The 14,850-nt window shown below is 66.6% G+C and carries 11 protein-coding genes; 5 read left to right on the top strand and 6 right to left on the bottom strand.

Annotated elements, in window-relative coordinates:
- Positions 1–133: 133 nt before the first annotated feature.
- The 5 genes from rlmN (at position 134) to GGD65_RS20880 (ending at position 6,312) form a co-directional block, all read left to right on the top strand.
- Positions 134–1,336 carry a 23S rRNA (adenine(2503)-C(2))-methyltransferase RlmN gene (gene rlmN, locus GGD65_RS20900; RefSeq protein ID WP_183236477.1) on the top strand — a complete coding sequence of 401 codons (1,203 nt, stop codon included), beginning with the start codon at positions 134–136 and terminating at the stop codon, positions 1,334–1,336.
- A gap of 164 nt (positions 1,337–1,500) precedes the next feature.
- The gene (locus GGD65_RS20895) at positions 1,501–1,995 is read left to right on the top strand and encodes a hypothetical protein (protein WP_018318941.1); all 495 of its coding nucleotides are present in this window, start codon (positions 1,501–1,503) and stop codon (positions 1,993–1,995) included.
- Between the two features lie 246 nt (positions 1,996–2,241).
- Complete coding sequence (locus tag GGD65_RS20890) at positions 2,242–3,018, top strand: phosphatase PAP2 family protein (protein WP_018318940.1); 777 nt, start codon at positions 2,242–2,244, stop codon at positions 3,016–3,018.
- Between the two features lie 93 nt (positions 3,019–3,111).
- Positions 3,112–4,449: an argininosuccinate synthase gene (gene argG, locus GGD65_RS20885; protein WP_018318939.1), complete on the top strand. Its 1,338-nt coding sequence runs from the start codon at positions 3,112–3,114 to the stop codon at positions 4,447–4,449.
- 141 nt (positions 4,450–4,590) lie between these two features.
- Positions 4,591–6,312 (top strand): alkaline phosphatase, encoded by a 1,722-nt coding sequence (locus GGD65_RS20880; protein ID WP_409362754.1) that lies wholly within the window; start codon positions 4,591–4,593, stop codon positions 6,310–6,312.
- Between the two features lie 66 nt (positions 6,313–6,378).
- Here GGD65_RS20880 and GGD65_RS20875 read toward each other — a convergent pair whose 3' ends face one another.
- The 6 genes from GGD65_RS20875 to GGD65_RS20850 form a co-directional block, all read right to left on the bottom strand.
- Positions 6,379–8,496, bottom strand: coding sequence for an OmpA family protein (locus GGD65_RS20875; RefSeq protein ID WP_183236476.1), 2,118 nt, complete (start codon positions 8,494–8,496; stop codon positions 6,379–6,381).
- Positions 8,497–8,682: 186 nt separating this feature from the next.
- A complete protein-coding gene (locus tag GGD65_RS20870) occupies positions 8,683–8,925 on the bottom strand; it encodes a hypothetical protein (protein WP_026202099.1) in 243 nt (80 codons plus the stop codon).
- An 84-nt stretch (positions 8,926–9,009) separates the two neighbouring features.
- The gene (locus tag GGD65_RS20865) at positions 9,010–9,396 is read right to left on the bottom strand and encodes a VOC family protein (RefSeq protein WP_092261470.1); all 387 of its coding nucleotides are present in this window, start codon (positions 9,394–9,396) and stop codon (positions 9,010–9,012) included.
- A 20-nt stretch (positions 9,397–9,416) separates the two neighbouring features.
- On the bottom strand, positions 9,417–10,241 hold the full coding sequence (locus tag GGD65_RS20860; RefSeq protein ID WP_183236475.1) for an FkbM family methyltransferase: 825 nt from the start codon (positions 10,239–10,241) through the stop codon (positions 9,417–9,419).
- A 274-nt stretch (positions 10,242–10,515) separates the two neighbouring features.
- A complete protein-coding gene (locus GGD65_RS20855) occupies positions 10,516–12,471 on the bottom strand; it encodes an ABC transporter ATP-binding protein/permease (RefSeq protein WP_183236474.1) in 1,956 nt (651 codons plus the stop codon).
- Positions 12,472–12,524: 53 nt separating this feature from the next.
- The gene (locus GGD65_RS20850) at positions 12,525–14,723 is read right to left on the bottom strand and encodes a hybrid sensor histidine kinase/response regulator (RefSeq protein ID WP_183236473.1); all 2,199 of its coding nucleotides are present in this window, start codon (positions 14,721–14,723) and stop codon (positions 12,525–12,527) included.
- Between the last annotated feature and the right edge of the window lie 127 nt (positions 14,724–14,850).

The following is a 14,850-nucleotide window of genomic DNA, read 5'->3' as shown; positions in this document are numbered from 1 at the left end:
CGATGCGCAGCATCGAACCCGGAATCTCGAGCTTCCCCGGTGCGCAGTTGCGCACCTGAGGTCTGGTCCTCAGGGTCGCTTTGCGATCCCTTCGGACCATTCCGAAACGCCGCAAAACCTTTAGGTCTATTCAATGCAACCGACGACCGAGCCGCATAACGCAATCCTGGTGGAGAAGACGCCACTCGAGACCTATGTGCCGCCGGCGAGGCCTTCGCTGATCGGTCTGTCGCGCACGGAGCTTGCCGATCGCCTCGGCGAGATCGGCGTCGCGCCGGCGCAGCGCAGGATGCGCGTGCAGCAGCTCTGGCACTGGCTCTATTTTCGCGGCGCTCAAAGCTTCGACGACATGACCTCGATCTCGAAGGGCATTCGCGCCGAGCTCGCGCAGCATTTTACGGTCGACCGGCCCGAAGTCGTGGCCGAGCAGATCTCCAACGACGGCACCCGCAAATGGCTGCTGCGTCTGCCGAGCGGCGACAATGTCGAGCGCGCTCATGAAGTCGAATGCGTCTACATTCCCGAGACCGATCGCGGCACGCTGTGCGTCTCCTCGCAGGTTGGCTGCACGCTGAACTGTTCTTTCTGCCACACCGGCACGCAGCGCCTGGTGCGCAATCTCACCGCCGGCGAGATCGTCGGACAGATCATGGTGGCGCGGGATCGCCTGAACGATTGGGCCGATCGCGAGGACGGCACACGCCGCGTCACCAATATCGTGATGATGGGAATGGGCGAGCCGCTCTATAATTTCGACGCGGTGCGCGATGCGCTGCTGATCGTCGGCGACAATGAAGGCATCGGCATCTCCCGCCGACGCATCACGCTGTCGACCTCGGGCGTGGTGCCGAACATCGTGCGCGCCGGCGAGGAGATCGGCGTCATGCTCGCGATCTCGCTGCATGCGGTGCGCGACGAGCTGCGCGACGAGCTGGTGCCGCTCAACCGCAAATATCCGATCAAGGAGCTGCTGCAGGCCTGCCGCGATTATCCCGGCGCCTCCAACGCGCGCCGCATCACCTTCGAATATGTGATGCTCAAGGGCGTCAACGATTCGCTCGACGATGCAAAACTGCTGGTGAAGATGCTCAAGGGCATTCACGCCAAGATCAACCTGATCCCGTTCAATCCCTGGCCCGGAACCGCCTATGAATGTTCGGACTGGGACCAGATCGAGAAATTCTCCGAATACATTTTTAATGCCGGCTATTCCTCGCCGGTGCGCACGCCGCGCGGCCGCGACATCCTCGCCGCCTGCGGCCAGCTCAAGTCGGAGACCGAGAAGCTTAGCGCACGCGAACGGCAGGCACTGCGCGCCATGGCAATGACGGATTAGGTTGTCATGACCGCGCTCTCGCATCCTCGTCATTGCGAGGAGCGTAGCGACGAAGCATTCCAGACTGTGTCTGCAGACGTATCTCTGGATTGCTTCCGCCTTCGCCAAGGCTTCGGCGGACAAGTCGCTGCGCTCGCAATGACGACTACGGTGACTTCCTCCGCATGTCCCTGATCGGCCGCCTCATCGTCATCTTCATCGGCTTCCTCGCCGCCTGTTTCGTCGGCGGCATGATCGTGGTCGTCGCGCTGCTGTTTCCGGAGTTCGCCGATCTCGGCGCCGGCCCCGTCGATCAGGGCGCGATCGACATTTTGCTCGGCTTCGGCTTCATCTTCGTCTCCGGCTTTGCGCTGGTGCCGGCGGCAGTGATCGTTGCGATCACCGAAGCCCTCTACATCCGCAGCGCGCTCGCTTATGCCGTCGGCGGCGGCCTCGTCGGACTTGCCTGCTATCTCGGCCTCGTTCCCTTTCACTCCGACACGTTTCAGTTCGAAGGCATCGTGCGGCGCCATCTGGAGATCATGACCGGCGCGGGCATCGTCGCCGGCGTGGTGTACTGGCTGATCGCCGGCCGCAATGCCGGCGCCTGGCGCATCCCGCCGCCCCCGCGCCGACCGCCTCCGCCGCTGCCGTCGAATTCAAGGCCGGATGCAAGATGATGCTCTCTGACACCCTCCCCTGGAGGGGGAGGGTCGGCTCGCATCGCAGATGCGATCCGGGGTGGGGTGACAGTCTATCCGCATCGGCGGTGTCGAGGACTGGTGTTTGCGGACGGACGAGAGACCATTTGTGTGGCCTCACCCCACCTCGCTCGCGCTTCGCGCGATCGATCCTCCCCCTCCAGGGGAGGATGGGCACCTTCACCGGGGTTTTCATGTCGCCGTCTCTCCGCTAAACCGCCCGCCATGAACCGGACTGGACTCTTCATCGCCCTGGCGCTGTGGCTCGTGATCGGCGTTGTTTTCGGCCTCTATCCCGAGCTCGATCTCAAGCTGGCCTCGCTGTTCTTCGACCCCCAAACCAAAACCTTTCCGCTCAAGCTGAACGACTGGGCGGGCTTTGCGCGTGACGCCGCGATGTGGGTCGCCTGGGCCTTCGTGCTGCCCTCGCTTGTGGCGCTCGTGGTCAAGATGATCCGGCCCGACCGTCCCTTGATGGTGTCGGGGCGCGCGATCGTGTTTCTGCTGGTCACGATCATCATGTCGGCCGGCATCCTCACCAACCTCACCTTCAAGACCTATTGGGGCCGCCCGCGCCCGGTGGTGGTGACGCAGTTTGCCGGCGACCAGCAGTTCGTGGCGTGGTGGGATCCGCGCGGCGGCTGCGCGCGCAACTGCTCGTTCTTCTCGGGCGAGGGCGCGACCGCGTTCTGGACGCTGGCGCCGGCCGCGCTGGCGCCGCCGGCATGGCGCCCGCTCGCCTATGCCGGCGCGGTGGTGTTCGGCGCCGTCACCAGCGGGCTGCGCATGGCCTTTGGCGGTCATTTCTTCACCGATGTGGCGATCGCCGGTCTCGTCAGTTTCGTCGTGATCTGGTTTGCCTACGCGCTGATTTACCGCTGGCCACGGACCCGGTTCTCGGACGAGGCGGTCGATGCCGCCCTGACCCGGCTGAACATGCCCGCCTACCGGCTCCGCCGGCGCCTGTTCGGCGGCAAGACCGGTCCCGAACCCTCGGTTTAAGCCATTAAATGGGTGCCGAGCCCCGCGAAATTTGATATTCGCGCGGTCAACCCGTCCATGACATCAGCCCTTTGAGACCCGATTGGAAGCGCCATGACCACGATCCTGAAAAGCCTGCCCAAGGGTGAGAAAGTCGGCATCGCTTTTTCGGGCGGCCTCGACACCTCGGCGGCGCTGCTCTGGATGAAGCAGAAGGGCGCGCGCTGCTACGCCTACACCGCCAATCTCGGCCAGCCCGACGAGGCCGACTACAACGAGATCCCGCGCAAGGCGATGGAGTTCGGTGCCGAGAAGGCCCGGCTCGTCGATTGCCGCACGCAGCTGGTCCATGAGGGCATCGCCGCGATCCAGTCGGGCGCCTTCCATATCTCGACCGGCGGCATCACCTATTTCAATACCACCCCGCTCGGCCGCGCCGTCACCGGCACGATGCTGGTCGCGGCGATGAAGGAAGACGGCGTCAATATCTGGGGCGACGGCTCGACCTTCAAGGGCAACGACATCGAGCGCTTCTACCGCTACGGCCTGCTCACCAATCCCGGCCTGAAGATCTACAAGCCCTGGCTCGACCAGCAGTTCATCGACGAGCTTGGCGGCCGCGCCGAGATGTCGGCGTTCATGACCGCGCAGGGCTTTGCCTACAAGATGAGCGCCGAGAAGGCGTATTCGACCGACAGCAATCTGCTCGGCGCCACGCACGAGGCCAAGGATCTCGAGAGTCTCGACAGCGGCATCAAGATCGTCAACCCGATCATGGGCGTGCCATTCTGGCGCGACGATTGTGCCGTCAAGGCCGAGAAGGTCGTCGTGCGCTTTGAAGAAGGTCAGCCCACAGCGCTGAACGGCCAGACCTTCGCCGATCCCGTCGCGCTGTTCCTGGAGGCCAACGTCATCGGTGGCCGTCACGGCCTCGGTATGAGCGACCAGATCGAGAACCGCATCATCGAGGCCAAGAGCCGCGGCATCTATGAAGCGCCGGGCATGGCGCTCTTGCACATCGCCTATGAGCGCCTCGTCACCGGCATCCACAACGAGGACACCATCGAGCAGTACCGCATCAGCGGCATGCGCCTCGGCCGCCTGCTCTATCAGGGCCGCTGGTTCGACTCGCAGGCCCTGATGCTGCGCGAGACCGCGCAGCGCTGGGTCGCGCGCGCCGTCACCGGCGAGGTGACGCTGGAGCTGCGCCGCGGCAACGATTATTCGATCCTCAACACCGAGAGCCCGAACCTCACCTATGCGCCGGAAAGGCTCAGCATGGAGAAGGTCGAGGATGCCGCGTTTTCGCCGGCCGACCGCATCGGCCAGCTGACCATGCGCAACCTCGACATCGCCGACACCCGGACCAAGCTGAAGCTCTACAGCGACACCGGCCTTTTGTCGGGCAGCGAAGGCTCGCAGATCTTCCGGCTCGAGAGCGACAAGGGTTGAGGCCTTTTGCCGCCCGATCGGGCGATGCGCGACATAATGACGGTGTCATCCTCGGCCGTTAGGCTCCCCGCTTTCCCCGGAATGGGCATCGCGGAGCATCGAACATGGTCAAGGGATCGGCACTCGCCCTCTCTCATCGTCTTGCTTTGGACAACGTCACTGTCGGCACAGACGATCTATCCGATCGATCGTGCCGAGATCCTGGCCGGGGCCCAATTCGACTTCAAGGTCGAATTCCCCGGGCCGGTCGATCCCGCCAAGCTGAAGGTGACGGTGAACGGCGCGGATTATGCGACCATGTTCGGCCGTTCAGGGACCTTCATCGACCGCGAGGACGGCAAGGAGCAGTCGGCGCTGATCCTGCGCGACGTCACGCTGACCACGCCGGGCAGCATTGCCATGGATGTGAGTGACGGCACGCGCCAGCGCAGCATCACGTGGACGGTCTACGACACGGGTCCGCGCAAGGCGAAGAACGTCATCCTGTTCATCGGTGACGGCATGTCGCCGGCGCATCGGGTCGCGGCCCGAATCCTGTCCAAGGGCATCTCGGAGGGCAAGAGCCGCGGCAAGCTCGCTATCGACGACATGCCTCACATGGCACTGGTGGCGACCGCGGGCTCGGACTCGATCATCACGGACTCCGCGAACTCGGCCAGCGCCTATGCGACCGGGCACAAGGCTGCCGTCAACGCCCTCGGCGTCTACGCGGACCGCACCGCAAGCCCGTTCGACGATCCCCGGGTCGAAACCATCACGAGCCTTGCCCGGAGGCGGCTCGGCATGGCGATCGGCGTCGTCACCAACACCGAGATCGAGGACGCAACGCCGGCGGCGATGGTCGCGCACACGCGCCGGCGCGCGGCCTATGACGAGATCGTCGAGCAGTTGTTCGCGGCCAAGCCGGATGTGCTGATGGGCGGCGGTAGCGCGAATTTCCTGCCGAAATCCGCCGCCGGCTCCAAGCGCAAGGACGAGACCGACTACATCGCGAAGTTTCGTGACGCAGGCTACCAGGTGGCGACCACCGCGGGCGAGCTCGGCGCTTCTGCCGCAAAGCCGGAGACCAGCAAGCTGCTCGGCCTGTTCGCCGCCGGCAACATGGACGGCGCGCTGGATCGCAAATTCCTCAGAGGCGGCGGCGTGAAGAAATTTCCCGAGCAACCTGACTTGACCGAGCAGGTGCAGGCAGCGCTGAACATCCTGGCGAAGAACGAGGCTGGCTTCTTCCTGATGGTCGAGTCCGGAATGATCGACAAATACGCGCATTTGCTCGACATGGAGCGTGCCGTCTTCGACACGATCATGCTCGACAACGCGGTGCGCCAGACCCGTGAATGGGCGCGTGCGCGCGGCGAGGACACCCTCATCCTGGTGTTGGCGGACCACAATCATCCCAACAGCCTCGTCGGCACGGTGAATGACGACATGGGCACCGCGCCCAACGTGCCGCTGCGCGAGCGCGTCGGCGTCTACGATCAGGCCGGGTTTCCGAATTATCCGGCGCCGGATGCGGAGGGTTATCCGGCCCGCATCGATGTGAGCCGGCGGCTTGCCATCTTCTCGGCCAGCCTGCCGGACCATTACGAGACGTTCCGCCCGAAGCTCGACAATCCCAACGAGCCGACCGTGAAGGGTGCGGAGGACGGGACCTTCAAGGCAAACGACAAATACAAGGATGTTCCAGGCGCGGTGCTGCGGCCGGGCAATCTGTCGGCGATGATCGGCGCCAGCGTGCATTCCGGCGAGGACGTCATCCTCACGGCGACGGGTCCGGGCAGCGATCATGTGCGCGGCTCGATGGACAATACGGAAGTGTTTCGCGTCATCGCGGATGCGCTTGGGCTTGCCGCCGCGCATTAAGGGCGAGACGCGCGCCAAACAAAAATGGCCGGGATTGCTCCCGGCCATTTTCTCGTTGCGAGGGACTTACTGCCGCGGCGGAGGCGCCGCGTTGGCCTGGCCGCCATTGAGCAGCGGCGTGATGTTGCGGATGGTCACGCGCCGGTTGATCAGGCTCGGCCCTTGCGACTGCTCCTTCAGATACTGCTCGCCATAGCCCTGCGACGTCAGGTTCTCCGCGGGCACGTTGAACTGCTGCGTTAGCAATTCGGCCGCGGACTGCGCACGACGGTCCGACAATGACAGATTGTCGACCTCGTTGCCGACCGCGTCGGTGTGTCCCTCGATCAGGAACACCGCGCGCGGGTTCTGCTGAATCGCCTGGTTGAGGCCGTCGGCGATCACCTGCAGCCGGGCCGCCTGGTCCGGCGGGATGGTCCACGATCCCGTCTCGAAGTTGATCGTGTTGACGTCGATGCTCGGCATCTGCATGCGAACATTGGGGCTGTAGCGGATCTCGTCGAGCGAGTAGCGCCGATCGATCCGCTGTACCGGCGGTGCCACCATGGTCTGGTAGATCACGTCCGGCGATGCCTCCTGGGCGTCGACGATGTAGCGGTCGTAGGGAATGTTCACGACCGGCGGCGGCACGTCGACATAGAAGCCGCCGACTGCCCGCGGATCGCGGTAGGTGTTGTCGATGATGACGAGCTCGCCCCCGCGGGGGTCCCTGCGGATTCGCCGCCGCAGCGAACCGTCCGCACCGACCACGGTGATGATCTCGCTGCCGTCGGGACGGACCACGACGGTGCGGGTTTCACCGCCGACGGTGTCGGTGCGGATGTCACGGGCGCCATAGCGGAAGCGATAGAGATCGTTGCCGCGGACGTAAGCCTGCCCGCCCGGATCGCGGATGATGATGCGGTCCGGCTCGGTGTAGACGGTGCGGCCGCCTTCGACGACCTCGCGTCGCTGGCTGTGCATGTCGGCAATGGTGGCGCCGATCACGGCGCCGGCCACCACGCCTGCACCGATCGCGAGCGGGGTCAGGTCGCGCTGCTGCGGGCGCGGCGGAGGCGGCAAGGGTGCGGCGACCGTCGGCGCGGCCCGGAAGGCGGGCGCGACCGTCGGCGGCCTGTATTGTGCCCTGTCGGGCGGCGGCGCGGCGGCCGGTGTGCCAGGGACGACGGTCGGCGCGGCAGCGCCGGCGGGAGGCGCCGGCGGCCGGGGCGGGGCACCAGCCTGCGGGCCGGCAGGCGGGGTTCCGGCCGCGGGCGGCGTTGCACCCTGCTGACCGGGGGTTGGCGTCGCAGTCGGGGCCGGAGCCGCGCCGGGGCCCGGCGTTGCCGCACCCGGACGTCCGGGCGGTGGCGTCGGCGTGCTGCCGGGAGCCGGCGTGGCCGTCGGAGCGGGTGCGGCACCGGGAACCGGCGATCCTGCAGCTGGAGGCGTGCCGGGACGTGCGCCGGGCGGCGGTGCGCCGGGGCGGCCCGCCGGCGGTGCGCCAGGCGTACTGCCCGGAGCCGGCGTTGCAGTCGGCGCGGGTGTCGCAGTCGGGGCAGGTGTGGCGGTCGGAGCAGGCGCTCCCGGTCGCGCCGTCGGCGCTGCGGGTGCGGGAGAAGGCGTCGCCGCGGGGCCCGGAGCGGGGCGGCCCGGAGGCGTTGCAGCCGGCGGCGGCGCTGGTGGCGTCGGGGCCGGACGTGCTGCGGGAGGCGGCGGCGTGGGTGCGTGCTGCGGACCTGCAGCAGGCGGCGGTGCCGGCGGCGTGGGAGCCGGGCGTGCCGCAGGCGGCGGAGGTGGAGGTGTCGGGGCGTGCTGCTGCGGCGCCGCGGCCGGGGGCGGCGAGGGCTGCTTCGGTGCGGCAGGCGGCGGTGGTGGCGGCGGGGGAGCCGGACGGGCCGCAGGTGGCGGCGGAGGCGGTGGCGGCGCGGCGGGACGCGGCGGTGCGGCGGCCGGCGGCGGCGCAGCCGGCGGGTGGGGCGGTGCAGCGGCGGGCGGCGGAGCGGCCGGGCGCGCGGGCCCAGCAGGCGGCGCAGCCGCGGGTCCCTTCGGCGGCTGCTTCGGTTTTCCGTCAGGGCCTGCATCTTGAGGCTGCGCCTGTGCGACCACGAGCGGCGGCGCACTTTGCGCTTGCGATGCGGAGCTTGCGAATTGCATCGCGGTCAGAGCCGTCGTCGCGAGCAGCACGAAACGAAGATTGGTCATGGTGGTGAACTTCCCCGGAAGGTTCTTTGACGAAGTGTTGGGATGAACAGCTACGCGTTAGGCCGGATTGTGGCGGGCAATGCGGTCGCGGCCCGATTTATTTCTGCACGGAAATCACATCACTCCGGCAACGTTCATTGCGCATTCAGACGCTGGTTGCAATTGCCCCACATGTGATCGGCTGCTTCATGCGCGATCCCGCGGCGGAATTGCATCCGTCGCAGGATTCGGCGTCAGCGGCCCGTTCGGCCCGCGCGATGGAATCTCTTCAGGCATGCGGCCCGGCAATTCGTCGGGCCGCGGTGGCGAGCCGGGTTCGCGCACCGGCGGCGTGATTTCAGGCTGCGGATTGCCCGGCGGAATGCCGGGCGGCGGTTCGGCTGGAGTCCCCGGAGTTGCCGGTGGAATCTCGGGCGGTTCGATCGGCATCGGCATCATCGGGATCAGTTGTCCGGAGAAGGACAACGATGGTGCCGCGCCGATGTTCCCAGATCGCGTCGCGCTGGATCTGCCTTATTCCGGCGCGTGGCAGACGGCCTCGATGTTGTGGCCGTCAGGGTCGAGCACGAAGGCGCCGTAGTAGTTCGCATGGTAATGCGGGCGGATGCCGGGCGGGCCGTTGTCGCGGCCGCCGGCCGCGATGGCCGCCGTGTAGAACGCGTCGACGGTCGCGCGGTCCCTGGCCGCGATCGCGACATGCACCGGCTTGTTCATGGCGCCTTCGCCGCCGATCCAGAAATCCGGCTTGCCGTTGGCACCGAAGCCTGCGGCGGCAGCGTGGCCGGTCTGCTCCGCCGTGACCTCCATGATCAGGCCGTAGCCGAGCGGAGCCAGCGCCTTGGCGTAGAACGCCTTGGCGCGCTCATAGTCGGAGACGGAGAAACCCAGATGGTCGATCATCGTAACCTCCTTCGTCCTTGTCAGCGTGAGAGGAACGTATTGCTTCGCGTCTTGCGCATGATCGCGAATCCACGCGTGACCATGTCGGCAATACAATCCTGCTGCCATTCGTTTTGTGACAGATGCTCGATGACGACCGCGCGCGGCCATAGCGAGGGCGGTGCATCGCGGAAGAAGCCGATCAGCACGCGGTCCTCAAAACCCTCGACGTCGATCTTCAGCGAATCAACTTGGCGGACGCCGGCCTCGTCGAGAATGCGTGTCAGCCGCAGTGACGGCACCTTGATGGCCTCGGCGGTCGCCGTGCCGGTGACGACGTGCGTGGCGCCAAGATTGCCGCCGCCGCTCTCGATCATCAGCTCGCCGTCGCTGTCGCCGGCCGCAGCCTGCACCAGGCGCACTTGCGCCGTCTTCGACGCGGCGTGGTTGAAGGAAAGCCGTCCAAACGTCAGCGGATGTGGCTCGATCGCGACCACCTTGCCTGAGCTGCCGACCTGCTGCGCCATCACCAGCGCAAACGTGCCGACATTGGCGCCGACGTCGACGAAGGTGCCGCCCGCCGGGGTGTGCTGGCGCAGGAAGTCGAGCTCGTCGAGATTGTAATCGGGATTGAACAGCGCGCCGCGCTCGGTCGCGCTGCCCTGGTGATAGAAGCGGAACGATGCGCCCTGATATTGCACGTCGACCGGGCCGCCGCGCAGCAGGTTGACCAGCCGCGACATCCAGGGTCGGAATGCGCCGCGCTTCAGCCCCGACTGCTGTGCGAGGCGAATGATCGCAGCTTGCGCCGCATTGGGCGCAAACGCGCCGAACGGCGCGGACGAAGGGGCGTTGTCGGTCGTCAAGCAGGCGATCCTCGTTGCAAGCGGCGCATGCATAGCCGGTTTTGCGCGGGACTCCAACGCTCGATGCGAGCCACAATCTCGGGGTCGTCCCCGCGAACGCGGGGACCCATAACCCCAGGGAGGAGTCTAATGCGAGATGCCCACTCCGAGTCGTCGCCAAACTCCTCCCTGTGGGTATGGGTCCCGGATCTGCACGCGGCTCTAGGCAACGCTTCGCGTTACCTAGAGCTGCGCTCGTCCGGGACGACGGAGAGAGTGCGTTACACCGCTTTCCTCACGCCGCCTTCTTCGGTGCCTTGCGCTGCCGCAGGAAGCGGCCGAGCAGCCTGCGCTTGCCCTTGCGCGGGATCAGCTCGATGTCGCTGACGAGCTTGGCGCCGCCCTTGCGGCGCTCCAGCACGATCTTGCGGCTGTGGAAGGCTTCCAGTTCGGCGCGATGTGCGACGCTGACGATGGTCGCCTTCGGTAGCGCGTCGGTGACCGTCTTCATCATCTTGTCCTGGCTCTTCTCGTCGAGCGCCGAGGTCGCCTCATCCAGCACGACGATATCGGGGTTGTGCAGCAGCAGCCGCGCGAAGGCGAGGCGCTGCTTCTCGCCGCCTGACAGCGTCTGGTCCCAGGGGGCCTCTTCCTCGATCTTCTCCTTGAGATGATCGAGCCCGACCTTGTGCAAGGCTTCGCCGATCTCCTCCACGGTCCAGTGGTCGGCGGCGCCCGGATAGGCGACCGCGCGGCGCAAGGATCCGGAAGGCACGTAGGGCCGCTGCGGCAGCATGAACAGGCGCCGGTCGGGATGGAAATTCACGCTGCCGCCGCCCCAGGGCCACAGGCCCGCGATGGCGCGCACCAGCGTGCTCTTGCCGGTGCCGGATTCGCCGGCGACCAGCAGCCGTTCGCCGGGCTCGATCACCACCTCGGTCTCGCCGACCACGGCCGTGCCGTCGTCGAGCGTGACCGAGAGGTCGTTCAGCTCCAGCATGGCGTCGTTGCGGGTCTCGCCGCGCTTGATGCGGCCGAGGCCATCGCCTTGCTCGGCGCGTTCGAGGCCGTCGAGCGACATCATCAACGAGGCGATGCGGCGCGCGCAGGCATTCCAGTCGGCGAGCCGCGGATAATTGTCGACCAGCCAGCCGAACGCGCTCTGCACGATGGTGAAGGCGGAGGCCGCCTGCATCACTTGTCCCAGCGTCATGCTGCCGTCGAGAAATTTTGGCGCGCAAAGCAAAAGCGGCACGACCGGCGCAACCAGGCTCGATCCCTGCGACACCAGCGTGGTGCGCATGTGTTGGCCGGCGAGCCGCGCCCATTGCCTGAGCACGCTCGTGAAATTGCGGTCGATGCCGTCGCGCTCTTCCTCCTCGCCGCCGAGCAGCGCGATGCTCTCGCCGTGCTCGCGCACGCGCGTCAGCGTATAGCGGAAATCGGCCTCGGCCTGGTTCTTGTTCTCGGAGACCTGGACGAACTGACGGCCGATCACCAGGATCGAGCCGGACGCGATCGCGGCATAGAGCATCGCGGCGATCACGAGGAAGCCGGGAATGGTGATGCTCGACCCGCCGAACGTGACGGTGAGCGCGCCGCCGATGGTCCAGAGCACGACGATGAAGGTCGCGGCCGACAGCAGCGCCGAGGTGACGCCCGCGAGGAAATCGACCGGCGAATCGGTCGCGATGCGCAGATCCTCCGCAATCCGATATTCCGGATTTTCGTGGTCGCCGCGGACGAGGTTGAGCTGGTAATAGCGCCCGTTCTTGAGCCACCGCGTCAGCACGCTCGCAGTCAACCAGGCCCGCCAGCGCCGCTGGATGCCCATGCGCGCGAACACCTGGATGACGCCGAGCACGATGCTGCCGATCGCAAGCGGGAAGAACAAAGCGGTGAGATGGAAGACGGCGGTCGCATCGCGTTTCTCGATCGCGTCGAAGATCGCCCGGTTCCAGACATTGATGCCGTACTGGAAGCCGACGGTCAGGACGATCAGCGCGCCGAGGCCGAGCGAGAACGGCCAGGCGAGGCGATCGCCGTTGCGGCCCCAGAAGCCGCGCGCGCTGATCCAGAACCGCGTCAGCAGATAATCCTTGCGGGCCTGCTCGGCTTCCTCGGGCGTTAGCTCCGGGTCAGGCTCGAGCAATTCCGGCGGTGGCGCGGCGACCTCGTCGCCATTCTCCCCCTTGATCCCGACGATGGGCGGTTTGGGGCCCTGTTCGCGCTTCGCGGCCGGCTTTTGCATGAGCGGACAACGCGAAGGAAATCAACCGGTTCCCTCAGGTTCCGGATGGCGCCTCACTCGGCCGCGCCGTCCCGGACGCGCCGGATGCGGGCCGCCCGGTGGAGAACGCGCGACAATTCCTCGATCGAATAAGGCTTCTGCACGAGCTCGAAACCGGTCACGCCCTCTTGCGACAGGGCCTGGCTGTAGCCCGTGGTCAGCACGACCGGCACGTCGATGCCGCGGTCGCGGATCGCCTGCGCCAGATCGAGCCCGGTCATCCCAGGCATCACCACGTCCGTGAACACGACGTCGAAGCGATCCGCGTCCATGACGAGCTCGGCGAGCGCATCGGTCGCGTTGTCGACCAGCGTGATGCTGTAGCCGAGCTCGGTGAGGCCGTCGGCGGCAAAATTGGCCAGCTCGATATTGTCCTCGACCAGCAGCACCGACATGCCGCTGCCGGCCACCGCCGGCGCCGTGTTGGGCGCCTGCCGCTGCGGCAGCAGATCCGGCGGCACGCGCGGCAGGTAGAGCGAGAAGGTGCTGCCGCGACCGACCTCGCTCGCAACCGTCACCTCGCCGCCGGATTGCCGGGCGAAGCCGAACACCTGGGACAGGCCGAGGCCGGTGCCATGGCCGACCTGCTTGGTGGTGAAGAACGGTTCGAAGATGCGCTCCAGTCGTGCGGCAGGAATGCCGATGCCGGTGTCGCTGACGGTCACGCTGATGAAGCCGCGGTTTGCCAGGTTCTGGTTTGCCAAGCTCTGGCTTCCCAAATTCTGGCTTACCAAGTTCTGGCTGCCTGGGGCATGGGCCAGCGTGTCCGGAACGGTCGTCGCGGTCTCGACCGTGAAAACGATCCTGCCCTTGCCCTGCATGGCATCGCGCGCGTTGGTCGCCATGTTGATCAGCGCCGTCTCGAACTGGCCGGCATCGGCGTGGACGAGGCAGGGCTCGGTGGGCAGGCGCATGGTGATCTCGATGGCCGGCCCCAGCAGCGGCGCCAGCATGTCGTGCAGCGCCTGCATCCGCTCGCCGACGTCGAACACTTCCGGCTTCAGGGTTTGACGCCGCGCAAAAGCGAGCAGCTGCGAGGTCAGCTTGGCCGCGCGGGCCACCGCGTCCGCAATGGCCGTGATGTAGCGCTGCCGCCGCTCCTCCGTCAGTTGCGGCCGGTTCAACAGGTCGACCGAGGCGCGGATCACCGTCAGCAGATTGTTGAAATCATGCGCGACGCCGCCGGTGAGCTGTCCGAGCGCCTCCAGGCGCTGGCTGTGCTTGAGTGCCTCCTCGGCCTCACGCCGCTTGGCGGCTTCGGCCTGAAGGTGCTGCGTGCGCCGCAATGCCAGCGCCAACAGCAGAAAAAGAAGTGCGGTGGCGGGAATGCCGAACACCAGATGCTGGCCCATGGTGGCGAGCCAGCGCGCGCGGATCGCCGAGGTCTCGAGCCCGGCGCTGACATAGATCGGATATTCGGCGACGCGCCGATAGCCAATGCGGCGCTCAATCCCATCCGACGGCCAGGCGACGGTGATGAGGCCGTGCGCGGGCCGCGCCGCGATTTCCCGGCCGACCGGTCCAGTCGGATCGAGCCGAAGGTCGCGCTCGAGCCGCGGGAACTGCGCGAGCAGCACGCCGTCGGCGCGTCCCATCGCGAAGAAGCTGCCGGCATCGGAGCCGATCCGCGCATAGAAACTCTCGAAATATTCGGGCAGGACGGAGGCCTGGATCACCCCGATGAAGCTGCCGTCGTCGGAGTCGCGGCGGCGGCTCATCCCGAAGAAGCGCGCGCCCTGATAGGGCGGACGGGGTGTCAGGGCCGTGCCGATGAAGCTGCCGATGGTCTGGTCGACATGAGCGTAGAAATAGTCGCGGTCTGCAAAGCGGAGCTCCGGCGGCGGCGAGGCGAGGCTGTTGACCAGCGCTCTTCCGTCCGCGTCGAAGATCCAGGCCGATTTGAGCTGCGGCAGCGAATCGGTCAGCCGCTTCAGGCGGCGGTGCAGCGCCGGCTCGCGCGCGCGGATGACGTCGTCGGGAAGGCCGCGCACGACCTCGTTGAGCTCGGCCAGGCTGCGATCGATGGTCTCGAACACCTTGAGCGCGTGCTCATGCACGACGTCGAGCGTGCGCTCGATCTCCCGGTCGGCGATGTCCCTGGTCGAGGTGTAGGAGATCGCGGATGTGATGATGAACAGCGCAACCGGCAGCGCCAGGGATGCCGCCATCATCCACTGCAACAGCCTCAGCGAATTGCGTTGCGCCCTCTGCACAGTCGCTCCGTCCCTGACGGGAGCTTAACTGAATCTCGCGCGGGGAAGGAAGCAACTTGTGCCGGAACCGCTGGTTGTGCGCTCTGGAACTTACGCGCACCGCGGGTCGGAGAAAATTCTACTCGAA

The organism is Bradyrhizobium sp. CIR18, assembly GCF_014198295.1.
In the GTDB taxonomy this organism is placed as follows: Bacteria; Pseudomonadota; Alphaproteobacteria; order Rhizobiales; family Xanthobacteraceae; genus Bradyrhizobium.
This window is presented reverse-complemented; position numbering and strand designations above follow the sequence as displayed.